This is a genomic window from Syntrophomonas erecta subsp. sporosyntropha, from assembly GCF_055395365.1.
In genome coordinates this window covers 368,410-391,854 of the sequence record NZ_AP042459.1, presented here as the reverse complement: position 1 = coordinate 391,854, position 23,445 = coordinate 368,410, and the positions used below count along the sequence as shown (strand labels likewise).

The window sequence follows — 23,445 nt, the reverse complement described above, 5'->3', positions numbered from 1 at the left end:
GGATGGGCAGACCTCATGATAGACAGAATGACCAGATGAGGCCCGTAAAGATTATTCCAGGTTTTTTAAAATATCCTCAGGGTTCGGTATTAATCGAATGCGGGGATACCAGGGTTATTTGCTCGGCCACTGTAGAAGAAAAGGTCCCGCCGTTTCTAAGGGGAACCGGAAACGGTTGGGTAACTGCTGAGTATTCTTTACTACCTGCGTCAACTGAAACCCGCACTACCCGCGAAGCCAGCCGGGGGAAGATCAGTGGGCGTACTTCAGAGATTCAGCGTTTAATCGGCCGTTCATTACGTGCGGTAGTTGATTTTGCAATGCTGGGTGAAAGAACGATTTGGATTGATTGTGATGTTATTCAGGCTGATGGGGGTACTAGGACTGCTTCCATTACAGGTAGTTTTGTAGCTATGTATCTGGCTCTTAGAAAGCTTAAAGATGAAGGAGTTATTAAGGGCTTACCGGTAAAAGATTTTGTAGCAGCTATCAGTGTTGGCATTGTGGAGGGTATTCCAGTTATAGATCTGGAATATATAGAGGATTCCAGTGCTGATGTGGATATGAATGTGGTTATGACTGGGGCAGGCGAATTTATAGAGATTCAGGGTACAGGAGAGGAAAGGCCTTTTAAAAGATCTGAATTAGAAGAACTTTTAAAATTAGCCGAAAAAGGTATACGGGAACTAGTCAGCCTGCAGAAGATTATACTGGAAGTGTAGACTATGAAAAGACAACTTTTATTGGCTACCCATAATCGCCATAAGGTTAAAGAATTACAGGATATGTTAAGGGATCTTAAAGTAGAGGTTATATCACTGGAAGATATTCCACCGCTTCCCCTGGTTGAGGAGGATGGACTTACTTTTAAGGAAAATGCCATAAAAAAAGCGGTTTTAACTGCCCGTGCCAGTGGTTTTATTTCTTTAGCGGATGATTCAGGCCTGGTGGTAGATGCACTGGCCGGGCAACCAGGTGTATATTCGGCCCGGTTTGCGGGGCCGGAGGCTAGCGATCAGGAGAATAACGCTAAACTTTTGCAGTTAATGAAAGATATACCTGATCATCAGCGTACCGCCCGCTTTACCTGTGTAATGGCGGTCAGCGATCCACAGGGAAAGGTAGAAACCGTGGCTGCCCATTGTGAGGGTAGTATTACCCGGGAGCCTTCTGGAAACCAGGGTTTTGGCTATGATCCACTTTTTATTCCGGAGGGCTATGGGATCAGCTTTGCCCAGCTTTCCCCGGATGAAAAAAATCGCATCAGTCACCGGGGGAAAGCTTTGCAAGCCGCCCGGCCGATTTTAAAAAGGATATTAGGCTAGAGACCGGGTTATTAAATTAAAGTGACACGGATATTTTTATCAGGATTCTTTGAGGAGGGAAGCTATTTTGCGTATTGCGATTATCGGTGATACCCATGGAAAATTGGAACCGGTGCAGTGCGCTATTAAAAAAGCTGCCGCCGATTACATATTTTTTACTGGAGATTACTATCGGGATGGAAAAAAGCTAGCTACCAGGTTGAAAATAGGCTATTACGGAGTGATAGGCAACTGTGATTCCCAAATATCCGGCCCGGAAGAAAAATTAATTAAATTGATGGGGCAAAGTTTTTACATGGTACATGGACACCAGTATGGGGTGAAGCATAATCTGCAATCTCTATATTATAGAGCTCAGGAACTAGAAGCAGATGTGGTGATCTTTGGACATACTCATGTTCCCCTTTGTCAGAATGTAGAGGGGCTATGGATGTTAAATCCGGGAAGTCCTGCCCGACCCCGTACTCCTGGAAAAGGTTCCTTTATAATCTTAGACTGTGAAAATGGCCGTTTATTGCCCCGGATTGAAGAATTGTAAATAAAAGCCTTGCCAGGAAAAGCTGCCATAAAATATAATCGGGTGTATAAGGTAGGAATGTGTAAGACCCTGGGGTTGGTTATCCAGGGGGGTAAAAGTTTCAGGCAGAGGACTACAACTGGACTAAACCCTAAAAAACCGCAGGGGGGAAAATAACATATTTTCTCCCCTTGTTTTATATTTAACCTGGCAGAATGACAGTGCATAGCAATGTTACTGGTGGGAAAGCTATTTTAAAAATCAGCTCATCATGGCCAGGAGGAAAATAAAAATGGATAGCCCAACAATAGTTAGTCGGGGTAATCTTTTAAGGGGGAAAACAATTGCCAACGGAATTCTGGAACAAGTTACCAAAGAGGCATGTGAAATAAAAAGCCGTGGTCTGGTTCCTTTCCTTATGACCATAGAAGTTGGCAAAGATCCGGCTACTGAGGTATATTTGGAATCCCAACGCCGGGTAGCCCGGAAAGCAGGAATAAATTATGAAACTATTAGCTTATCATCGAATACTTCCCAGGAACGTTTACTGAGCATTATTGCTAGCATTAACCGGGATAAAATTATTAATGGACTGATTGTTCATATGCCGCTTCCCGCCCATATAGATAATCGGTCTGTCCAGTGGAGTATTAACCCCAAAAAAGATGTAGAAGGTGTTACTCCCCATAACATTGGCCGGTTAGTTTTAGGAGGGGAAGGACTAGCCCCCTGTACGGCTCTGGCCATTGTGGAACTTATAAAGTCTACAGGAACAGACATACGAGGCCGGGAAGTGACCATAGTCGGATACAGTGATATTGTAGGTAAGCCTGCGGCTATCATGTTATTGAAGGAAGAGGCTACTGTATCGATTTGTCATTATGCTACTTATGAAAGAGGGCATCTGGAGCAACATGTTCGTGATGCGGAAATATTGGTGGTGGCAGTTGGAAAGCCCGGTTTAATTAAAGGAGAATGGATCCGGGAGGGAGCCATAGTAATTGATGCCGGAATTAATACAGTGGGCGGCCGATTGGTAGGTGATGTTGAGTACAATTCTGCCCGGGATAAGGCCTCCTACATTACTCCGGTACCGGGAGGTGTAGGAGTAGTAACGGTTGCTTATCTGATGAGAAATACAATTGAGGCCATGCACTGGCAATTAAGAGCCTAGCTATAGATAAGAGGAGGAATGGTATTGAAACGAACACCCTTGTATGAACAACATACCAGGTATGAAGGGAAAATGATTGATTTTGGGGGGTGGGAGCTGCCTGTACAATATCAGGGTATTATTAAGGAACACCTAATGGTTAGACAAAAGGCAGGTATCTTTGATGTATCTCATATGGGGGAAATAATGGTGACCGGCCCGGGATCAGAAGATTTTATCCGCTACCTGGTAACTAATGATATCAAGAAACTGGCCGATAATCAGATTCAGTATACTCTAATGTGCTACCCGGATGGTGGTGTGGTGGATGACTTACTGGTATACCGGTTTTCTAACCAGCAATACCTGCTGGTAGTTAATGCCGCCAATATGGACCAGGATTTAGCCTGGATTATGGAGCACACCCCGGACGGTATCAAGGTAGACAATGTATCTGATAACTATGCTCAACTAGCTGTTCAGGGTCCTTTAGCGGAAAAAATACTGCAAAAGATAAGTGACACCGATCTTTCCGCTATAAAATTCTTCTGGTTTAATCCCCGGGTGAAATTGGCGGAAATAGAATGTATAGTATCTCGCACCGGCTATACAGGAGAAGACGGGTTTGAGATCTATTTACAGCCGGACAAATCTGGGGATTTATGGGAGAAAATTCTGTTAGCCGGAGGGGACGACATTATGCCGGCCGGGTTAGGAGCCCGTGATACTTTGAGATTTGAGGCTAAATTGCCCCTTTATGGGCAGGAAATTGATCGTGATATTACTCCTTTAGAAGCAGGCTTGGGCTTTTTTGTTAAACTGGATAGTGGTGATTTTATCGGCAGAGAGGCTTTGCTTAAACAGAAAGAGGCCCATCCTGATCGCAGCCTGGTAGAATTTGAAATGGTAGGTAAGGGTATTCCACGTTCACACTATCAGGTGCAAAAAGACGGCCAGCCAATAGGCTGGGTCACTTCAGGAGCTCATTCCCCTACGTTTAATAAAAATATGGGTCTGGCCCTGATTAAGAGAGAGTATGCCCGGCCTGGTGAACAGTTTGATGTAATAATACGTGAAAAGCCAGTAAAGGCCTGTATAACCCAGGGTGCTTTTTACAAAAGGCCCCGATGAAAAAATGGAGGGATTAAAATGAATATACCTAAGGATTTAAAATATTCGACTGAGCATGAGTGGATTCGTTTAGAAGGGACTAGAGCCTATTTAGGCATCACCGATTTTGCCCAGCATAACCTGGGTGATATTGTTTATGTTGAGATCCCCGAAGTTGATAATGAAGTAGCCAATGGAGAATCAGTAGCGGTCATTGAATCAGTAAAAGCGGTATCGTCTGTATATACCCCTATGTCAGGAACTATAGCTGAGGCTAATGAAGACCTGGAATCCTCCCCGGAGTTATTAAATGAGGACCCTTATGAAAACTGGCTGGCAATTATAGAGGTGAGTAATCCTGATGAAATTGAAGATCTCATGTCATCTGAAGAATATGAGCGTTTTTGTAAAGAACAGGAGAATGCCTAGGAGGTAGGACATGAAGTTTACACCTAATCCACCGCCGGTGGTAGAGGATATGTTAAAAAGTATCGGGATGGGGGCTTTAGAAGATTTGTTTAGTGATATTCCCGATGCGGTTAAACTACAGCGTGATCTCAACCTTCCCACCGGCCAAAGTGAGATGGAAATCCGTGCAGGTATAAAAGCTCTGGTGGAACGTAACCTTACCGTAGAAAAATATCCATGCTTTCTGGGGGCAGGTGTTTATGATCATTATATCCCGGCTGCATTGGAACAAATGCTGCTAAGGTCCGAGTTTTATACATCTTACACTCCTTATCAGCCGGAAATTAGTCAGGGAATACTGCAATCAATTTTTGAATACCAAACTATGATCTGTCAATTAACCGGAATGGAGGCATCTAATGCCTCTGTATACGATGGGGGAACAGCCCTTGCTGAGGCCTGTACAATGGCCGGATTAAGCAGTAAAGTCAGGAAAATATTAGTTCCAGATACTATTCATCCCGAATATATTGAAATTCTAAAAACCTACTCTCTTTCTGGATTTACGGAAATTGTAATAGTGCCCGGTGCTAATGGGGTTATCGATACTGAAAAAATGGTGGATATGATTGACCGGGAAACTGCGGCGGTAGTGGTACAGCAGCCTAACTTCTTAGGGCTTTTAGAGGATATAAAACCGCTTGAGGAAGCTATCCACCGGGTACGGGGATTATTAATAATGGCTGTGGATCCTATCTCATTGGCTTTATTAAAATCTCCTCGAGAATGGGGAGCAGATATTGCGGTGGGTGAAGGACAGTCTCTAGGTAATTCTCTGAGCTTTGGGGGGCCTTACCTGGGGTTTTTTGCTACTAATACTAAGCTGATGAGAAAAATGCCTGGTAGAATTGTAGGACAAACTGTAGACCAGGAAGGTAACAGGGCTTATGTTTTAACCTTGCAGGCCCGTGAACAGCATATTCGCCGGGAAAAAGCCGGTTCTAATATATGTTCTAATCAGGCGTTGAATGCACTGGCTGCTACCATGTACCTGACTTTCATTGGTCGGGAAGGACTTAAACAGGTAGCTTTAAAATCCCACCAGTTAGCAGTTTATGCTCAGAATCAGTTACAAAAGGCCGGTTTATCTTTGCGATACCAGCATCCTTATTTCAGAGAGTTTCCAATAAGTATTAATGACCCGGCAGCCGCCAACCAAACGTTATTGGCACATGGTATTATAGGCGGTTACGAACTGGAAGATGCTATGCTGTTGGCATTTACAGAAAAACGAACCCGGTCGGAAGTTGACCAACTGGTGGCGGTATTAGGGGGTAAAACGGCATGAGCAAACTAATATTTGAAAAGAGCGTTCCAGGAAGCAATGGCTTTAACCTTCCCGTTGAAGATCTACCGGAAGTCGATCTAAGTCAGACTATTGGCCGGGAATATTTACGTACTGAAGGGGTACCACTGCCAGAGGTAAGCGAGGTAGAAGCAGTTCGACATTATACTGCTTTATCCAAGCAGGCTTATGGAGTAGATGACGGCCTCTATCCACTGGGGTCATGTACTATGAAATACAACCCCAAAGTCAGTGAGTGGGTTGCACGGGTGCCTGGGTTTACCCAGATACATCCTTACCAACCGGTAGATACCGTCCAGGGAGCCTTGCAGCTCATGTACGAAACCGAACAGATGTTATGTGAAATCGTTGGTATGGATCGTTTTACACTGCAACCGGCCGCCGGTGCTCATGGGGAAATGACTGGAGTAATGACAATAAAGGCTTACCACCAGCACCGCAACGATTTTAAGCGAACTAAAATGATGGTGCCGGACTCAGCTCATGGTACTAATCCGGCTACTGCCCATGTGGTAGGTTTTGACGTTGTGGAAATTAAATCAGATGAACGGGGTCTGGTAGACCTGGAAGATCTTAAGGCCAAAATGAATGATGAAGTAGCTGGTTTAATGCTTACTAATCCCAATACACTGGGCCTGTTTGAAGAGCATATCCAGCAGATAGCTACTATTGTGCATGATGGTGGAGGACTTCTTTATTATGATGGAGCTAACCTTAATGCCATTATGGGGGTAGCCCGGCCAGGTGATATGGGTTTTGATGTGGTTCATCTTAACCTGCATAAAACCTTTGCTACACCTCATGGGGGAGGTGGACCGGGATCAGGACCGGTAGGGGTTAAAAATAAACTAGCTGATTATTTACCTAAACCGGTAGTAGAAAAACAGGGAGATAAATATATACTACAGTATGATCGGCCCCTTTCTATAGGCAAGGTAAAGACTTTTTATGGTAATTTTGGGGTGGTAGTAAAAGCGTACACTTACTTGAAAGCCCTGGGTAAGGAAGGCATCAAAGAAGCCTGCCAGCACGCCGTGCTAAATGCTAACTATGTGCGAGAACACCTGAAAAAATATTATCATATACCCTTTGACCGTATCTGTAAGCACGAATTTGTAGCTACTGCCTTGCATCAGATGGAGCAAAATCACGTAACTACATTGGATATAGCCAAAAGACTTATGGATTATGGTTTTCATCCGCCCACTGTTTATTTTCCTCTCATTGTCCGGGAAGCTCTCATGATTGAGCCGACTGAAACCGAGAGCCGGGAGCGTTTAGATGAGTTTATTGCTGCTTTAAACAGTATAGCTAAGGAAGCCCAAGAAGAACCGGAATTGGTTACAGGTGCCCCTCATACTACCATAGTGAAAAGATTGGATGAAGTAAGAGCAGCCCGTCATCCCATTATTAAGTGGGAGGGAGTATAGTGCGAGATTTAATTATCATTGGCGGCGGCCCGGGAGGATACGTGGCCGCCATTCGTGCCGCCCAACTGGGGATGACTGTAACCCTAGTAGAAAAGGATAGTTTAGGCGGGACCTGTCTTAACCGGGGATGTATTCCTACCAAGGCTTATTACCGGAATGCCAGGATTCTTCATAACCTGCATGAGAGTGAAAAATTCAACATATCGGTGGATAATATAACTTTTCATATGGCAGGCGCACGGGATAGAAAAGATAGTATAGTTAATAATTTAGTAGCTGGAGTAGCTCGGATTTTAAAAGCCTACCAGGTAGAGGTTATTAAAGGTGAAGGGACCTTATTGAAAGAGGGTAAGGTCATAGTAAACGATCAGGAAATAGAGGCTAAGAATATCCTAATTGCAACTGGGTCAATGCCGGTGCGCTTACCTATAGAAGGCATCGAACTTCCCGGGGTAATCACCAGTGAAGATATTTTAGAGCTGTCTACCGTTCCAGATCGTATTGGTATTATTGGTGGGGGAGTTATCGGGCTGGAATTTGCCTGTATTTTTAACGAGTTTGGCAGCCAAGTTAATGTGTTTGAATATCAGCCCCGAATATTAAATGATTTGGATGAGGAAATCAGTAAGCGTATGACCGTTTATCTTAAAAAGCAGGGTATTAACCTCCACACCGGGGTATGTGTGGAAAATATCAGCCGTGCTAATGAAGAATTGTCGGTTTCCATTACGGGTAAAAAAAGAACTGACACTATTCCGGTGGATGTGGTGCTTATGGCAGGTGGACGCAGGCCCTGTACTGGTGGTTTAAACCTGGAAGGGATAGGAATTGCCTTGAATAAAAACGGCTGTATCGCTGTTAATGAGTATTTTCAAACAAATGTAGCGGGAATTTATGCTATTGGCGATGTAATCGGTGAACCTATGCTGGCTCATGTGGCCTCGGAAGAAGGGATAGTGGCTGTGGAGCATATGGTAGGTCAGGAAAGTCAGGTGCATTACCATGCAGTTCCCAGTACTATCTTTACCATTCCTGAGGTGGCTACTGTAGGCTTGAGTGAACAGGAGGCTAATAGCCAGGGGATAAACTATAAAGTGGGCCGTTTTCAATTTGCGGCCAACGGTAAGGCCATGACTCTCGGGGAAACGGATGGTTTGGTTAAAGTTATTGCTGATCGGGATAACACTATTATCGGGATGCATATTGTTGGTCCTCATGCTAGTGATTTGATCCTGGAAGGGGTACTCATGGTTAATAATCGCCTGAAAATAGAAGAGGTTATTAGAGCGATTCATCCTCATCCCACCTTAGGAGAGGCTCTAAAGGAAGCTATTCTGGATGTTAATGCAGAAGCCATCCACCTGGTCCCTAATCAGAGAAGATGATAAGCTAATTAATAGGCTAAGTATTTTAAAATCCCACTTCTAATTAACCAATTAAAAGGGGAAGTGAATTACAATCAGAGAAATCATAAACACCTGTAATAATCCTTACTTTAATTTGGCTTTAGAGGAATATGTTTTTACTTCTCTGGATCCGGAAGAAGAATGGTTTATTCTGTGGCAGAACCGGCCGGCTATTATAGTAGGTCGTAACCAGAATACTATAGAGGAAATCAATCAACAACTGGTTGAGGGAAAAAACATTAAAGTAGTTAGAAGAATTACTGGCGGTGGAGCTGTTTATCATGATCTGGGTAATCTAAACTTTACCTTTGTAGTTCGGGATCATTTAGGATCCGGATTTGATTTTGCCCATTTTACCCAACCGGTTGTTGCTGCCCTTGAAAAGATAGGAGTGCAGGCTGAGAATAATGGGCGTAATGATATCACTATACAAGGTAAAAAGTTTTCCGGCAATTCCCAGTATAGAGGTCGGGGACAATTGCTCCATCATGGTACCTTGCTTTTCTCTTCTAATCTGGAAGAGATGACTCGGGTTTTACAAGTTGATCAAGAAAAAATATCCTCTAAAGGGGTAAAATCAGTACGCAGCCGGGTAACTAATATTAGTGAGCACCTGGATAGACCTATTACGATTGACGATTTTAAAACGATTCTGGTCCAAACTATTCAAGAGGACACAGGACACCAGCCTGTTTATAATCTGACCGAAAAAGACCGTCAGGCTATAAAAAATCTGGTGGAGAAAAAATATGGGCTTTGGGAATGGAATTATGGTGTTTCTCCACCATTTAACCTGCAAAAACATGCCCGCTTTGATTGGGGAAGAATTGATCTGCGGTTAGATGTAAAAAAGGGGATTATTAATAACCTACATATCTTTGGTGACTTTTTTGCTAATCGGGATGTTGATGAGCTGAAACTTATCATTACCGGGGTACCTTATAATAGAAGAGGCCTGGAAAAAAGATTGGAATGTGTTAAAGTATCTGAATATTTACCCGGGTTTAGCAACCGGGAATTCATCGAACTGCTGCTTGGCTAAGGAAAGTTGAGGGTAGAGGGGATGGATTTAATACATATTAGTCAAAACACCTGGAAATTAGATTATCCTACTCTGGTAGGGGTATATATATTCGATGATGGTAGTTGTTTGCTGTTTGATAGTGGCCCGGGAGAAATATGGTCCCGAAGGACTCTTAAAATTCTGGTGCAGAAGAATTTAAAGCTATTTGCTTTAATGACTTCCCATTCTCATGCAGATCATTGTGGGGGTCACCAGTATTTGCAGCAGTCCACTGGCTGCGAGATCTGGTCATCCCGCCAGGAAAAAGCATTTTTAGAAAATCCGGAATTGCATCCATTTTGCCTGTATTCTGCCAGTCCTCTTAAGGCTTTGAAAAACAGGTATTTATTGGCGCCATCCTGCTCAGTATCCCGAATTGTTTCACCGGGACCTATTTCAGTAAAAGATAAACTTTTTCATATTGTTCCTCTGGCCGGACATAGTCCCGGCCAGTTAGGAATTATAACCCCTGATGAGGTATTCTTTGCTGGAGATGCTCTAATCTCTTTTGAAAATCTTAAAAATTTCCCTTTTCTCTATCTAAGTAATATTGATGATCAGCTGAAAACTTTAGCCTGGTTGGAGGAAGGAGACTTTCCCGCTGTGTATTTATCTCATGGTGGGTATGAAGAAAACGTTAAGGGACTTATTAAACAAAATAGGCAGATATTGGAAACTATGCTTCAGTATATATTATCGGTACTAGAAATCCGGCCTTCTAACCGGGAACAAATTGTCCAACAGGTAGTGAGACACTTCAAATTACCTATTAATCGTACCCAGTACTATCTTATTTCAGCCAGTATTTCAGCCTGTCTTTCTTATCTTTGTAATCATAGATGGGCCCGGGCTTATACCTGGGAAGGGCAAATGTTATTTGAAGCTTAAAGGTTTGTTAATATTGATCAAACGTAAAGCTTCGTCTAGGCTTTGCTTTTCCACCAGCACAGGGGCAAATAGGTCGCCCCTATCCCTGACCCGTGACAGGATGGTTGTAATCGTAAACTGGGACGGTTGAATTTGGGTTAGCTCATCCCACTCAAGAGGAGTGGATACCGGAGCACCGGGACGAGGTCGAACACTATAAGGAGCACTCAGAGTTTTCCCTTTTACATTTTGCAGGTAATCTATATAAACTCGGCCTTCTCTTTGTTTAACGCGGCGCTCGATAGTGGCTATATCTGGTAGTATTTCTACTACTATAGCGGCAATATGGCGGGCCAAGAGCCGTATTTGTTCATAGGTATAGCAGTTTTTGATGGGTACATAAATGTGCAATCCTTCTCCCCCGGAAGTTTTTAGCCAGCTTTTAAGCTTTAGACCGTCTAGCAGTTCTTTTAACACCCGGGTGATTTCTACTATCTCCTGGTAGGTGTTGCTCGGGGAAGGATCCAGATCGAAAACCACAAAATCAGGGTAATCAATCTTACCAGTTCTAGAAAGCCAGGGATGCATTTCTATACAGCCCTGATTGGCTAGCCAGGCTAGGGTTGGCATTTCTTCAACCAGAATAAATTCAATTTCCCGGTCAGAATCACTGGAATACCAGGGAAAGGTAGGAATCCATTCGGGAGTATGAGGAGGAGCATTTTTTTGGTAAAAACTTTTTCCTTCAATACCATTTGGATAACGGGTTACTACCAGGGGACGATCTTTAAGGTGGGGTATGATATAGGGGGCGATTTGCACATAGTAGTGTATTAATTCACCTTTAGTATATCCATCCCCCGGCCATAGTACTTTGTCTAGGTTAGATAGGGAAAACTCGCGGTTATTAATGATTACTGATTTTGACATTAAAATCATCCTTAGTCATGTTTTAACAAATATCGAGTTGTTACATACTTTTAACTACCTGTGTAAAAAACCTGTCTGTTTAGAACAACACTGACTTCATTATTTCATAACTCCTCTTAGTGTATTCAGTATTAAGTTAGTATAAATCTACTAATTTAATTATAATTTAAACCTATTAGGCTCTGCCGGTTATAAAACCTTTGATGACCGGGGAACGCAGGGTCAGTTTTTCGGTCCACTCGGCAAATTCTATTTGGGCCTGTAGTCGAGGTTCAATAAAATAAAAATCAGCCATTTTTCTGTGAACAGGTAAATTGCAAAATGGGGACTGCCGGGTAAGTATTTTAGGCAGTTCTGTGGTTAGTAACAGCCATTCGGCACTTTTTAGTCCACTACCAACTTTTCCTACGTAATATAATTCTTTATCCCGGTAGATTCCTAGAAGCAGGGCGTTAATTAATTTCCCCCGGCAAGTATAGCCCCCTATTACACAAGTTTGTATCCGGCGATATTTTATTTTAAACCAATCGTGGTGGTGTTTACCCTGCGTATAACAACTGTTGTGACGTTTGGCCACAATACCCTCCATATCCTGGGCCTTTACAGCAGCAAAAAGATCACTACCCCGGGGGAAATTATCCACCAGTAAAATGGTTTCATCGGTATGCAATATTTTATTTAATTGCTGCTGTCTCTCTTTTAAAGGTGTAGAGCAAAGATCCTTTCCGGCCAGGTACAGCAAATCGAAAACCATAAAATTTATGGGCAGTTGTTGCAGCATAGACTTAGCCCGATCAGGGCCGGATAGGTCACGACGCATTACGGCGGGAAAACTAGGCTTGCCGTTTTGTAATACTACGATTTCTCCATCCAGTATAACTTCCTGTCCATCAACTAGACGAATTAATTTTTGGAGTTCCGGGTATTGGGCCGTTCTTAAGTGCTGCCGCTTATTTACCAGTTGTACCTGTCCAGAAGTAATATAAGCCAGCATTCTCACCCCATCCCATTTAACTTGATATATAAAGTCTGGTTGATCAAAAACTTTGTCCAGTGGCAGGGGTTCCATCGGCTTAATAGATAAAGGAAAATGATGATTCATGTTTTAACTACCAGTTTTGCGTTGGCGGCCGCCTTTCTTTTTACCCGAGGGTTCTTTAGCCGGATTCCGGTTTTCTTCCGCTAATTTTACACTAGCCTTAAGAGCCTCCATGAGATCAACTACATTACCTTTCTCGGCGGTAGGAGGGGATACGGCAACTTCTTTACCGACAATTTTAGATTCGATTAATTCCCATAAAGCTTTACGATATTCATTTTCGTACCGGGACGGATCAAAATCAGTAGATAAGTTATCGATTAGACTGACGGCCATTTTAATTTCATTATCATGAAGTTTAGATAAGCCCACACCAGTATTTAGGGTGTCTGGAGAGCGTATTTCGTCGGGATAAAAAATGGTCTCCATAATTAATACATTGTCTTTGACCCGCAAGGCGGCCAGGGTTTGCTTAGTACGAATTATTACCCGGGCCACGGCCACCTTACCAGTTTGCGACATGGCTTCGATCAGTAATGTATAAGCCTTCTCACCACCTGGGGAGGGCTCCAGATAATAACTGCGATCAAAATAAATGGGGTCAACTTGTTGAAGATCAACAAAATCAAGAATATCTATAGTTTTGGTATTTTCTAAGGGAATGCGTTCCAGATCTGCTTCGTTTATGATGACATAATTACCCTTTTGATATTCGTAGCCACGAACAATTTCTTCACTGGAAATCTCCCGATCACATTGGGAACACCACTTGCGGTATTGAATAGGGCCCATACATTCACGGTGAAGGTAATTAAATTTAATATCTTTATTTTCAGTAGCCACATACATTTTAACGGGTATGTTCACCAGACCAAAGCTTACCGCGCCTTTCCATAGGGTTCGCAACCACATCACCTATCCTTCATCATTTGTATTAGGATTAGCATTTAGTTACCGTTTTTATACAAACTAGTAACCTGTAACATTGCATGAATTACACTTTTGCGGTATATTTGTGCAGGGAGAAACGCTTTCCCTAAAACCTAAGAAAAGGGATGTTGCCTGTGGGGAAAATACCAGATTATGTTGGTGTTTCTGCATTTGGGATTAAGCTAGGGGTCATTGTTCCAGGAAGTGATATAGTGGAAATGGTATCTGAAGCCATGCGGAAATGTGATCGGGATGGTTTCCTGGATGACGGTGACACCGTTTGTATCACCGAATCGATTGTGGCCCGTGCTCAAAATAATTACGTGACTGTTTCCGATATTGCCCGGGATGTTCAGGATAAGCTTAAAGTTAAACCGGGAGCCAAGATTGGGGTATTATTCCCTATTCTGAGCCGCAACCGCTTTTCACTAATACTAAAAGGACTGGCTACAGCGGTTAAAACTGGCGAAGTGGTAGTACAGTTATCATACCCGGCCGATGAGGTAGGAAACCAGCTAATATCTCTAGAAACTTTGGAGAAACTGGGCAAAGGCAATGGTGAGGTGATTACCCCAAATGAATTAGGAGAGCCCAGATTCCTTCATCCCATAACTGGGGTAGACTATATTCAGCTTTATCAAGATGTAATTGCAGAAGCAGGTTGTCGTTCGCAAATATTACTGTGTAATGATCCGCTAAAAATGACGGAAATGGATTTAGATGGCATAGTGGTGGCTAATGTGCACCATCGCCACCGTGCTCTAAATAAACTAAACGAAATGGGAGTAAATTGCATAGGTTTGCAGGATATCTGCCGGGATACACTTGATGCGTGGTCGGAATGGGGTTTATTAGGAAGTAATATGTCTTCGGGTGATAAGTTAAAACTCGCACCTCGCGATGCTGACTACCTGGCTGAACAGGTGCAACAGCGAGTAAAACAGGAACTGGGTAAAAATATTGAAGTCATCGTTTATGGTGATGGTGCCTATCGGGATCCGTCTACAGGTATATATGAACTGGCCGATCCTCAGCCGGCCCTAGGTATTACCGCCGGACTAAAAGGCAGGTATCGCGAAGGTGTAAAATACAAATACCTGGTGGACAAAATGTGGGACGAAGGCGTTGAAATTGAGGAAATAGAAAAAAGCCTGCAGGAGAAAAAACAAGAGTCACTAGTTCCTAAAAGTATAGAAACCGAAGGGACTACTCCGCGCAAGGTCGAGGATTTGATTGCTAGCCTGGCCGATTTAGTAAGCGGTTCTGCTGATGCTGGCACACCGGTTATTCTGGTGAAGAGCTTTATGAGGCGATAATCTTAATTTTACTGCCTAAAGAGATAGGGTGTTAATGCATAAAATACTCTAATCGCTGCATGAAAAACATAACGGTATGTAGGGTAGCTTTAGGGTGGCTGGGCAGTGTACTGCAGCCTTAGTGAAGTGATGAACGGAAGCCAACATCAGTGCTACTCTATGGGAACTACCCATTTATAGCAGTGTGTTAATTGCTCCTTTGACATCTACTTTTGCGGTTTTTGTAACAGATTATGCTAACTCCATAACATCAAGCAGGTAGATTAAAGAATTTTGCTCAGGCGAAAAGCTTTAAGTTTGCATATAGTTATATTAAAGAGATTCCACATTTATAAAGTTATACTTAATCTATAAAAGCAGGGGATTTACCCCTGCTTTTTAAATGGGTTTATTTTAAGAATAAGTTCGCTATGTTATCTTACTCTCTGCCAGATGGCAGCAGCACCATGGCCATGACCGATGCACATGGATTCAACTACATACTCAACCTCAGCATACTCGGGATCCCGTAAGATGGCGGTAATATCAGTAGCGATACGAGCACCGGTACAGGCCAGGGGATGGCCGATAGAAATGCCGGAACCCCAGACATTTAACCTGTCTTTAGGCAGGTCGAGAGTTTTTTGCACATATACCGATTGGGAAGCAAAAGCCTCATTAATCTCCCATAGGTCGATTTGATCCTTGGTCATACCCGCTCTTTTTAAGACTTTGGGAATTGCTAAAGCCGGGCCAATACCCATAATGGCAGGATCTAAACCAATTACAGCAAAGGAAACCATTTTCATAATAGGTTTTAAACCTAAAGCCTTACATCCTTCTTCAGTTGCTACCACAACTCCAGCTGCTGCATCATTAACCTGGGAAGCATTGCCGGCCGTAACTGTAGCAGCTTCATCCTGCATAAAAACCGGCGGCATCTGGGCCAGGGATTCTAGAGTCGTTCCGGGACGTACACCCTGGTCACGGGCGACCACGATTTCAGCCAGTTCATCGCCTTTTTCGGCGGCAGCCTTAGCCAAGTGTTCAGAAGCAATATATTTAGCTTCCATGTTGTGGGGATTACTGTTTTTAGCTCCCTTGGCCAGGGCTTTGCATTGAATGGGAATAGTTACTTCTTTAACTTTATTAGCTGCCTGAGCTTGGGTACATTTCCGGTGGGATTCATAGGCAAACATATCCTGATCTTCACGGGTAATATTAAACTTACGGGCTACCATTTCGGCAGTATACCCCATATTAAGAGCTCCTAAATCCATGTAGCTACCCAGATCAGGGTGATAATCAGAGCCGGAGGCCATAGGAACATGGGTCATATGCTGTACACCGCCGGCAATCATAATATCGCCACCGAAGCCAGTCATCATCGTTGAGACAGCAAACTGAATAGACTGTAGACCGGAAGCACAAAAACGGTCTATGGTACAACCAGGCACATCATAGGAACCATCGGAAAGGATCCAAGCTAAACGTCCAATATTCAGTCCCTGTTCTAAATAAGCATTAGCACAACTAGCCCATACCACATCATCGATGATACCCTGGCGGGTTTTGTCTTCCAGGCCTATTCTCTTTCTTAGCTCTTTGAAGACAATGGCAGACAATTCTTCAGCACGGACATGGGCGAACCAGGATTGTTTTCCTCCTCGGGCAACAGGTGTACGCGCAGCTTCCACTACAAATACATCTTTCATGCAATTTCCCCCTTATTTTTTTCTCTCTACACTGCCGGCTAAAAGCCTAACCACTCAATAATATTATTTCATAAAAGTAACAAATATTCCATAAGTAAAAGGTCTCACAAGTAAATTTAAAATATTCGAAATAATCATAATAGAATTTACATAAATGAAGTTGGTCTAATAGTAAATCGAAGGTTAGGTTAGTAATCGAAAGACAACCCCAAAGGCAAGGACAAATTTTTCCTAATAAGATTTTTAAATGGGGACTATAGTTCGATAAAAGAAGGAAAAAGAGGAGGATTGTCAAAACTTAATAGAGTAGATAGGATTGATTTGGACAAAATATACCCTTTCTGATAACTTTGCCGAATTAGGGAAGGAAATAAAAAGCCATTGTAGAAAATAACTGAATGTAGGTAAGGGGATAAATATGCAGGAGTATTTCCTTTATGTAGTAATAATATATCTGCCTATCGCATGGTTGATATACCACTTACTTAATAAAGAAGGATTAACCCGTAGAGAGATAGTCATAGTGCTAACGATTTCTTTATTTATAATACTATCCTTTCCGATTAGTGTTTCTAAACTAGGGACCACTTTTTCACTGCTTATTTACGGTATTTTACTAGTGCTACTAGGCGGTTATTTTATAAAGGCTACTTCCTGTTCTGTAGCTCAGGCTCCTTCAAAAGCCCCGGTACCAAAAAAACTGCCAGATCCCAATAGGGAAGATATTCACCACCTGCAGGAAGGGGAGCAAGTAGAGTTATCCAATTCAGAACCTACTTTTTGTACTATTGAATTACAGGATGCAAGCAAGTTAATGGCAGCGGATCAGTTAGAACAACCTGCAGCCCAGGAGATGCCTGATCATCCGGTACTAGTTACAGTAGAAGAAACGAATAAATTGTCGCAGGAAGAGGAATTAGACAGGGAAAGTCAATTCGAAATAGCAGCAGAGATAGAGATAACAGCTATTGCAGTAACAGAGGAAGAAAAACCGGTCCAGCCGGCTGAGAACGGGGCTGTCACTGTAAATATCGGCTCTGCCCCTGCTCTGACCGATCAAAATGAAATCCTGTCCCCGGTTGAGAACCAAGCAGCACTGGATTTGAATAAAACATTTCCTGGCCATGACCATGACCTGGAAATAGAGGTTGATAATGACGAGAATAACAAGGGCAAGGATAAGGATGATACATCCCGATCAGATGAAACAACAGTGACTAACCTTATTGATAAGGCATTTGATTATAAGGCGACCGGGGAGATGGATCTTGCTATAACTTGGTTTGAAAAGGCATTTAATGTTAGCAGGGATGAAGAACTTAAGGCTTTAATAGCTTTAGAAATAAACACTTATTTTAAAGAAGAAGGGAATTATTACCGGGCCGAGGATATTATGGAGCGTTGTGTTGGCTTTAATAACCTGGAACCTGATATAATAAATGAGGTAAAATCTCAACTTCTTTATACAAGGATTTTACATCAGGAACTGGTTCGGTTAGGGATGGAGAATTGTCCCCTGGCCAATGTTCCACGTATGGTTAGGATGAAAGTGGCCGAGGAGCACGCGCTACTTGCAAAGGGAAGGGAGTAGAAAGGATGAAGAAGACGCAGGAGATTATAGGTCTGCCTGTTTTTGCCATTATGGATGGGAAAAAGATTGGACAGGTGAAAGACCTGGTCATCAATCCTGAGGAAGGGAAAGTCGATTTTATCCTGGTGAGTAATGGAAGCTGGTATGTAGGGGCTAGAGTTCTACTCTACAAGGCAGTCATAGGTATAGGCGAATATGCAGTAACCACCGAGAGTGAAAGTATGCTCACCACTATTAATGAGACCAATAATGCTAATAACCTCCTCGAGCGTAATATAGAAATCAAAGGCAACCAGGTTTTGACCAATCGTGGTAATTTAATCGGTGTTATCAGTGAGTATGAGATTGATGAGATTACCGGCAAAATCATTCGTCTGGAATACAAGACTACTCAGGATGAGTCGCAAATGGAGATTGTCGATGCCGGTCAGGTTTTGACCTACGGAGCCGATGTTGTGGTAATAAGGGAGATAAAAGAGGGTGCTCCGGCAGTTGAAACAGAGTCAACTTTATCTGATAATCCTACCTCTTCTGCTGCAGATGGAAAGACGCTATTCAAGCAACGCCAGAGGGAGTTCTTAATCGGTAAAAAGGTTATCCAAGATATTCATGATGATAATGGAGAAGTCATTATTGCTGAAGGAACAGAGGTCAACGAAATGGTAATTACCCTGGCAGAAAAACATAACAAATTTATGGAGCTTTCCCAGTGTGCTAAATAAGTTTTGAGGCAGGAGCGGTACTATGGCAGATGCGGGAAGAAGGGCCGGACGGGTAGTGGCCCTGGTTGTCATCAGCGTATTTATTACATTACTGATTACATCCATGGCTCTGGCTGGCAGAGATAGCCGGGTGTTTCCTTCCAACTTCAAGGTTGGAGGGGTTCATCTGGGCGGTTTAAGCCTGGAAGAATCCCGTATGAAACTGGCCAGTGATCTGGCTAAGGTCCGGGCAAATGAATTAGTGCTTAAGTGGGAGGGGAATGTGTTACACATTCCCCTGCGTAATTTTGGAATTGAATATGATATTGATGCTACCGTGCAAAAGGCAGAAGAATGGTTTAATCCGCCCAAAGGAACAGGTCCTGTATTGCATCACATATTGTTAAGGGGCGGACAAGTAAATATCACCCCTGCCTTTAAATGGGATGAAAAACAGATTTACGGGCAGATGAAAAAAATTAAAGATGAATACGATAAACCAGCCCAGGATGCTCGTATTTATTACCATGGTGATGAACTGGAATATGTATCTCACCAATATGGATTGGACATAGATGCACAAAAATCTTCATACAGTATAGTCCAAGCCCTGCAAAATGGTTTGGATGAGCCGATCACCTTATCTACCCGAAAAGTATCCCCCTGGATAAAACTAGAAGATATTAAAAATGTTAAACAATTACTAGGAGTCTATGCTATCAAAGGGGAAGATTTATCCTCCTCATCGATCCAGGGATTGCTTACCGGCCTGAATGGTAGTATTATTCTTTCTGATGAAAGAGTTCTTTGGCAAAGTATCTTTAACAGGGTATCAGATAAAAAGGCAGGGGACCTATTGGATGAAAAAGCCCAACTGGAAGTGGTAAGGGGAATGATAAGTCTTAGTCGACAGGCTGGGCTGAAAACGGATAAAGATTCTATAATCAATGATAAAAAATATCCGGTACTACTGGTGGCTACACAAGAGGGTGAAACCTTACTGCTTAGGATATATGGGTGCCAGACTGATGGGAACCGTCGTATTGCGATACAAAAGGAAGAAGAATTGCTAAGTCCCCAGGTAAGATACCAGGTTAATCCTTCTCTAAGACCTGATCAGCGGATAGTAGACCAGGAAGGAACCAATGGCCGGGTTCAGAAAATTTTTCGAGTAGTTTATAATAATGATGTACAAATAGAAAAAGAACTGCTGGCTGAGGAATGGCATCCTGCAGTTGACACAGTAATATTAGTAGGCCCTAACAGCCCGCCTAAATAGGATCGTTATTAATTAACTGGGGTGCTATAATATAAGTGATTTATAAACCAAAAGCGGCTTAAGCAGGCTGGAATGTGCAGGAAAAGGGGTAAAAATAACAAAAAAGGCTCAAAAACATTATAAATATAAAACTAAATATTCACCTTACAACAGTTCTTCCCGATCTCTCCTTACCCCGTCAAGGCAGGAAGGGAAGGGGATGAGAAGTAAAACTTTTGAAGTTTGAAAATTAGTCATGTGGTGTTACCTAGTGAACTAAAGTTCCTTATGTATGTTTAGTAAAGGGAGGGGAAGTTCACTGCAAGGTTTAGGACGGGGTAATTAGAAAATGAGGAGGCCTTTATGGTGGAGGAATTAGCTAAACAGGTTAAAACGGAAATGCTGCGCACCTTGGTCTGGTTCGTAGTAGCTATGGGAGCAAGTATAGCAACCTACTTACTAATTGGGTAAAGTCAAAATAAAAAGAGGGGAAATCCCCTCTTTTTTTATAGGCAGGTTTGACCAACTCTTAAAATGAAAAGATACTCACACCGACCGAAATTTGAAATACACAGCGTGTAACTATCGTCCATAGAGGAATCTGAAACAAAATATATACTTATGGTAACTATAATCCCGTAGAGAAAAAATTTTACTTATAGTTTGACTTTTCTAAAATTCATAGTTATACTTTAGTAAAATAATACCCGGAGGGGGTATGAAGAATGGTTGAGACGGAAAAAGATAATCGCAGGAGCATTTTACTGAGATTAAGAAGAATCGAAGGGCAAGTGCGTGGTATCCAAAGAATGATTGAAGATGAGGCTAATTGCGGAGAGGTCTTAAATCAAATAGCAGCCATACGGTCAGCTATTAATCAGGTGGGAATAATAGTTTTTGAAAACCATGCTCAAGATTGCCTGCAGGATGTTCTTCGTGAGGACAAATCTGAGAACGATTTAAAAGAAATTGTCCAGATGATGGGCAGGTTAATAAGATAGGAATTAGTTAGCAGGCCGGTTGGCAGTGGAATTAATACTAACAATTATTCATACAATTAAACATTGTTAATAACACTGGTAAGGTGTTTTTATATAAAGAATAGGAGGGATAAATATGGCTGTAAAGACAATTTCATTGGAAACCTTTGATCAGGACGTATTAAAATCCGATTTACCGGTTTTGGTTGATTTTTGGGCACCCTGGTGTGGCCCTTGTAAAATGGTAGGGCCGATTGTAGAGACTTTGGCTGCTGACAATGAAGGGAAAATTGTGGTAGGGAAAGTTAATGTAGACGATAATCGTGACTTGGCTGTAAAATATGGCATTAGGGGTATCCCTACCCTGGTTTTCTTTAAGAATGGTACCGAGGCCAAACGAATAGTAGGTGCCCAGAGTAAAGAGCAACTGCAAAAGGCGATAGACCAAATAATTGGATAGTTTTATATAGGGGTGGGAAGGTTTTGTCTACTCCTTTGATGAAAACAATTATCCGGAAATTTAATACTTATTACTTAGACTAAGCCTGTCGGTATTTTATCGACAGGCTTTTCTAGATAGGGACCACCTGGTATTTTACCAGTACTTACTTCAGGCAGGGTAGTTCCTGGTAAATATCGGTTTTTAACCATGATCGACGGTCACGATAGTAGGATAGGCAGGGGAGTTTTCTAGTGGATATAGTCTTTAACCTGTGATTCAGGCTATTTATGATAACATTAGTCCTTATAATTAGGTAAGTACTTCATAAATTGAGCGATTTTCTTCTCATAACCATTACTTCCAGGATTATAAAACCGACTGCCTTCCAGTGCTGCAGGTAGGTATTGTTGCTTAACATATCCCCCATAATGGTGAGGATATTTGTATCCTTTTCCTTTCCCCAACAGGTCCCCCGATCGGGAGTGGGACGTATCGGCGATATGTTCTGGAACAGAGATCTTAGCCTGCTGCCTTGCAGCAGCTATAGCATTGTCGATAGACTGTTTACTGGAGTTACTTTTAGGTGCGGTACACAGGTAAATGGTAGCTTCAGCTAAAGGTATCCTGGCTTCTGGCAGCCCTACATAATCAACGGCGTAGGCAGCAGCATTAGCCATAGTCAGTGCCCCGGGATCAGCCAGGCCTATATCCTCAGCAGCATGTACGATAAGGCGGCGGGCTATAAATCGGGGGTCTTCTCCTCCCTCTATCATTACTGCCAGCCAAAAGAGGGCTGCATCAGGATCAGAACCTCGAATACTTTTAATGAAAGCTGATATAGTATCATAATGATGATCGCCGCGGCGGTCGTATTTTACCAGAGGCTGTCCGGTTATTTTCTGAATTAAAGGCACTTCAATAGCTAAATGATTGTTTCCCATAAAGGAGTTTACAGTTGTTTCCAGGATATTAAGGGCCATGCGGGCATCACCCTTGGCAGCCTTTGCAATCATATCTATAGCTGCTGGAGAAATGGTGAGTTGGTATTGTCCCAGACCTCGCTCAACATCTTTCAGAGCGGAATTTATGATTTGCTCTATGGCCTGGGGGCTTAGGGCTTCCAGGATGTAGAGTTTAACCCGTGATAAGAGAGCATTATTCAGTTCATAAAGGGGGTTTTCCGTAGTAGCCCCGATAAGCAGCAGGGTTCCTTCTTCAACAAAGGGCAGTAATACATCCTGCTGGCTCTTATTAAAACGGTGGATTTCATCTACGAATAAGATGGTGCGTTGCTGGTAATATTTTAAACGGTCACCAGCATCAGAGGCGATTTTGCGGATATCTCCCACGCCTGCAGTAACGGCTTGTAATTGAACAAAAAAGGAGTTAGTCATGGCCGCGATAATCTGGGCAATACTGGTTTTTCCCGTACCAGGGGGGCCATATAATACAAATGAATGCAAATCATCGCGCTCAATAGCACGGCGCAGCACTGATCCCGGCCCTATCATATGTTCCTGCCCCATAACTTCATCTAAAGTGCGGGGACGCATACGGTATGCCAGAGGAGCTTGCTTCTTATTGTTAGCATTAAAGTCAAATAAGTTCATTAAATATTACTCCTTTAAACAAAAAGGATGTTTGTCGTAATTATAGAATAATTTACCCGTTTGATCTAGTTAAGGAAACAATGAAAAACAGCCTGACAATTTCATTGTTCCCGGCAAAATTGTGATAAGGTTAGTATATCCGTATCTGTTAAGCAGGATAATGGTGATAATAGTCCTAAAACAGCTGGAATAAAAACAAAAATAGCTTTTTTAAGCAGTCCAGCTATTCAGATGTAGTGTTGGCACGGGTTTACTACCATTTTGTATAATGATGTACAGGTATTTCGAAAACCCTAATCGTTAGGGGAA

22 protein-coding genes are annotated in these 23,445 nt (G+C 42.5%); 17 read left to right on the top strand and 5 right to left on the bottom strand.

What is annotated here, in order from left to right; translation table 11 throughout:
• The first annotated feature begins 2 nt into the window (after positions 1–2).
• The 11 genes from rph to ACZ5Q0_RS01755 all read left to right on the top strand — a co-directional run bounded on the left by rph (position 3) and on the right by ACZ5Q0_RS01755 (position 10,666).
• The gene (gene rph, locus ACZ5Q0_RS01805; protein ID WP_446819764.1) at positions 3–722 is read left to right on the top strand and encodes a ribonuclease PH; all 720 of its coding nucleotides are present in this window, start codon (positions 3–5) and stop codon (positions 720–722) included.
• Between the two features lie 3 nt (positions 723–725).
• Positions 726–1,325 carry an XTP/dITP diphosphatase gene (locus tag ACZ5Q0_RS01800; protein WP_447182662.1) on the top strand — a complete coding sequence of 200 codons (600 nt, stop codon included), beginning with the start codon at positions 726–728 and terminating at the stop codon, positions 1,323–1,325.
• 67 nt (positions 1,326–1,392) lie between these two features.
• Positions 1,393–1,863, top strand: a complete 471-nt coding sequence (locus ACZ5Q0_RS01795; RefSeq protein ID WP_447182661.1) for a metallophosphoesterase family protein — start codon at positions 1,393–1,395, stop codon at positions 1,861–1,863.
• A gap of 271 nt (positions 1,864–2,134) precedes the next feature.
• Complete coding sequence (locus ACZ5Q0_RS01790; protein ID WP_447182660.1) at positions 2,135–3,016, top strand: bifunctional 5,10-methylenetetrahydrofolate dehydrogenase/5,10-methenyltetrahydrofolate cyclohydrolase; 882 nt, start codon at positions 2,135–2,137, stop codon at positions 3,014–3,016.
• A gap of 18 nt (positions 3,017–3,034) precedes the next feature.
• Positions 3,035–4,126, top strand: coding sequence for a glycine cleavage system aminomethyltransferase GcvT (gcvT, locus tag ACZ5Q0_RS01785; protein ID WP_446819769.1), 1,092 nt, complete (start codon positions 3,035–3,037; stop codon positions 4,124–4,126).
• 18 nt (positions 4,127–4,144) lie between these two features.
• Positions 4,145–4,534: a glycine cleavage system protein GcvH gene (gcvH, locus tag ACZ5Q0_RS01780; protein WP_446819770.1), complete on the top strand. Its 390-nt coding sequence runs from the start codon at positions 4,145–4,147 to the stop codon at positions 4,532–4,534.
• Between the two features lie 10 nt (positions 4,535–4,544).
• Positions 4,545–5,861 carry an aminomethyl-transferring glycine dehydrogenase subunit GcvPA gene (gcvPA, locus tag ACZ5Q0_RS01775; RefSeq protein WP_446819771.1) on the top strand — a complete coding sequence of 439 codons (1,317 nt, stop codon included), beginning with the start codon at positions 4,545–4,547 and terminating at the stop codon, positions 5,859–5,861.
• Positions 5,858–7,309 carry an aminomethyl-transferring glycine dehydrogenase subunit GcvPB gene (gcvPB, locus tag ACZ5Q0_RS01770; RefSeq protein WP_446819772.1) on the top strand — a complete coding sequence of 484 codons (1,452 nt, stop codon included), beginning with the start codon at positions 5,858–5,860 and terminating at the stop codon, positions 7,307–7,309. Before gcvPA ends, gcvPB begins: the two co-directional genes overlap by 4 nt.
• A complete protein-coding gene (gene lpdA / locus ACZ5Q0_RS01765; protein ID WP_446819773.1) occupies positions 7,309–8,694 on the top strand; it encodes a dihydrolipoyl dehydrogenase in 1,386 nt (461 codons plus the stop codon). The genes gcvPB and lpdA overlap by 1 nt, the downstream gene beginning before the upstream one ends.
• Before the next feature lie 115 nt (positions 8,695–8,809).
• Positions 8,810–9,757, top strand: a complete 948-nt coding sequence (locus ACZ5Q0_RS01760; protein WP_464827202.1) for a lipoate--protein ligase — start codon at positions 8,810–8,812, stop codon at positions 9,755–9,757.
• A 21-nt stretch (positions 9,758–9,778) separates the two neighbouring features.
• Positions 9,779–10,666 carry an MBL fold metallo-hydrolase gene (locus ACZ5Q0_RS01755; protein ID WP_446819774.1) on the top strand — a complete coding sequence of 296 codons (888 nt, stop codon included), beginning with the start codon at positions 9,779–9,781 and terminating at the stop codon, positions 10,664–10,666.
• Here the strand turns inward: ACZ5Q0_RS01755 and ligD (ACZ5Q0_RS01750) are convergent.
• From ligD (ACZ5Q0_RS01750) to ku, 3 genes are all read right to left on the bottom strand, one after another.
• Positions 10,652–11,575: a non-homologous end-joining DNA ligase gene (ligD, locus tag ACZ5Q0_RS01750; RefSeq protein WP_446819775.1), complete on the bottom strand. Its 924-nt coding sequence runs from the start codon at positions 11,573–11,575 to the stop codon at positions 10,652–10,654. The genes ACZ5Q0_RS01755 and ligD (ACZ5Q0_RS01750) overlap by 15 nt on opposite strands.
• 175 nt (positions 11,576–11,750) lie before the next feature.
• Positions 11,751–12,644, bottom strand: a complete 894-nt coding sequence (gene ligD, locus ACZ5Q0_RS01745) for a non-homologous end-joining DNA ligase (RefSeq protein ID WP_464827201.1) — start codon at positions 12,642–12,644, stop codon at positions 11,751–11,753.
• Positions 12,645–12,680: 36 nt separating this feature from the next.
• Positions 12,681–13,526 carry a non-homologous end joining protein Ku gene (gene ku, locus ACZ5Q0_RS01740; protein ID WP_447182658.1) on the bottom strand — a complete coding sequence of 282 codons (846 nt, stop codon included), beginning with the start codon at positions 13,524–13,526 and terminating at the stop codon, positions 12,681–12,683.
• Between the two features lie 152 nt (positions 13,527–13,678).
• Between ku and ACZ5Q0_RS01735 the strand changes: the two genes are divergently transcribed.
• The gene (locus tag ACZ5Q0_RS01735; RefSeq protein ID WP_446819778.1) at positions 13,679–14,860 is read left to right on the top strand and encodes a coenzyme F420-0:L-glutamate ligase; all 1,182 of its coding nucleotides are present in this window, start codon (positions 13,679–13,681) and stop codon (positions 14,858–14,860) included.
• A gap of 413 nt (positions 14,861–15,273) precedes the next feature.
• On the opposite strand, the gene ACZ5Q0_RS01730 is transcribed toward ACZ5Q0_RS01735, so the two are convergent.
• Complete coding sequence (locus tag ACZ5Q0_RS01730; protein ID WP_447182657.1) at positions 15,274–16,554, bottom strand: thiolase family protein; 1,281 nt, start codon at positions 16,552–16,554, stop codon at positions 15,274–15,276.
• Between the two features lie 418 nt (positions 16,555–16,972).
• Here ACZ5Q0_RS01730 and ACZ5Q0_RS01725 point away from each other — a divergent pair, with 418 nt between their 5' ends.
• From ACZ5Q0_RS01725 to trxA, 5 genes are all read left to right on the top strand, one after another.
• Positions 16,973–18,145: a hypothetical protein gene (locus ACZ5Q0_RS01725; protein WP_447182656.1), complete on the top strand. Its 1,173-nt coding sequence runs from the start codon at positions 16,973–16,975 to the stop codon at positions 18,143–18,145.
• 5 nt (positions 18,146–18,150) lie between these two features.
• Positions 18,151–18,867, top strand: a complete 717-nt coding sequence (locus ACZ5Q0_RS01720) for a PRC-barrel domain-containing protein (RefSeq protein ID WP_447182655.1) — start codon at positions 18,151–18,153, stop codon at positions 18,865–18,867.
• Between the two features lie 22 nt (positions 18,868–18,889).
• A complete protein-coding gene (locus ACZ5Q0_RS01715; protein WP_447182654.1) occupies positions 18,890–20,125 on the top strand; it encodes a peptidoglycan binding domain-containing protein in 1,236 nt (411 codons plus the stop codon).
• A gap of 704 nt (positions 20,126–20,829) precedes the next feature.
• Positions 20,830–21,105: a metal-sensitive transcriptional regulator gene (locus ACZ5Q0_RS01710; protein WP_446819782.1), complete on the top strand. Its 276-nt coding sequence runs from the start codon at positions 20,830–20,832 to the stop codon at positions 21,103–21,105.
• A 115-nt stretch (positions 21,106–21,220) separates the two neighbouring features.
• Positions 21,221–21,544: a thioredoxin gene (trxA, locus tag ACZ5Q0_RS01705; protein WP_446819783.1), complete on the top strand. Its 324-nt coding sequence runs from the start codon at positions 21,221–21,223 to the stop codon at positions 21,542–21,544.
• A 278-nt stretch (positions 21,545–21,822) separates the two neighbouring features.
• Here the strand turns inward: trxA and ACZ5Q0_RS01700 are convergent, their stop codons facing one another.
• Positions 21,823–23,136 (bottom strand): replication-associated recombination protein A, encoded by a 1,314-nt coding sequence (locus ACZ5Q0_RS01700; protein ID WP_446819784.1) that lies wholly within the window; start codon positions 23,134–23,136, stop codon positions 21,823–21,825.
• Between the last annotated feature and the right edge of the window lie 309 nt (positions 23,137–23,445).

Excerpts from the sequence above, each read along its gene's own strand:
- rph (WP_446819764.1), top strand. The coding sequence starts at position 3 with ATGGGCAGACCTCATGATAGACAGAATGACCAGATGAGGCCCGTAAAG.
- ACZ5Q0_RS01800 (WP_447182662.1), top strand. The coding sequence starts at position 726 with ATGAAAAGACAACTTTTATTGGCTACCCATAATCGCCATAAGGTTAAA.
- ACZ5Q0_RS01790 (WP_447182660.1), top strand. The coding sequence starts at position 2,135 with ATGGATAGCCCAACAATAGTTAGTCGGGGTAATCTTTTAAGGGGGAAA.
- gcvT (WP_446819769.1), top strand. The coding sequence starts at position 3,035 with ATGGTATTGAAACGAACACCCTTGTATGAACAACATACCAGGTATGAA.
- gcvH (WP_446819770.1), top strand. The coding sequence starts at position 4,145 with ATGAATATACCTAAGGATTTAAAATATTCGACTGAGCATGAGTGGATT.
- gcvPA (WP_446819771.1), top strand. The coding sequence starts at position 4,545 with ATGAAGTTTACACCTAATCCACCGCCGGTGGTAGAGGATATGTTAAAA.
- gcvPB (WP_446819772.1), top strand. The coding sequence starts at position 5,858 with ATGAGCAAACTAATATTTGAAAAGAGCGTTCCAGGAAGCAATGGCTTT.
- ACZ5Q0_RS01755 (WP_446819774.1), top strand. The coding sequence starts at position 9,779 with ATGGATTTAATACATATTAGTCAAAACACCTGGAAATTAGATTATCCT.
- ligD (WP_446819775.1), bottom strand. The coding sequence starts at position 11,575 with ATGTCAAAATCAGTAATCATTAATAACCGCGAGTTTTCCCTATCTAAC.
- ligD (WP_464827201.1), bottom strand. The coding sequence starts at position 12,644 with ATGGAACCCCTGCCACTGGACAAAGTTTTTGATCAACCAGACTTTATA.
- ku (WP_447182658.1), bottom strand. The coding sequence starts at position 13,526 with ATGTGGTTGCGAACCCTATGGAAAGGCGCGGTAAGCTTTGGTCTGGTG.
- ACZ5Q0_RS01730 (WP_447182657.1), bottom strand. The coding sequence starts at position 16,554 with ATGAAAGATGTATTTGTAGTGGAAGCTGCGCGTACACCTGTTGCCCGA.
- ACZ5Q0_RS01725 (WP_447182656.1), top strand. The coding sequence starts at position 16,973 with ATGCAGGAGTATTTCCTTTATGTAGTAATAATATATCTGCCTATCGCA.
- ACZ5Q0_RS01720 (WP_447182655.1), top strand. The coding sequence starts at position 18,151 with ATGAAGAAGACGCAGGAGATTATAGGTCTGCCTGTTTTTGCCATTATG.
- ACZ5Q0_RS01715 (WP_447182654.1), top strand. The coding sequence starts at position 18,890 with ATGGCAGATGCGGGAAGAAGGGCCGGACGGGTAGTGGCCCTGGTTGTC.
- ACZ5Q0_RS01710 (WP_446819782.1), top strand. The coding sequence starts at position 20,830 with ATGGTTGAGACGGAAAAAGATAATCGCAGGAGCATTTTACTGAGATTA.
- trxA (WP_446819783.1), top strand. The coding sequence starts at position 21,221 with ATGGCTGTAAAGACAATTTCATTGGAAACCTTTGATCAGGACGTATTA.
- ACZ5Q0_RS01700 (WP_446819784.1), bottom strand. The coding sequence starts at position 23,136 with ATGAACTTATTTGACTTTAATGCTAACAATAAGAAGCAAGCTCCTCTG.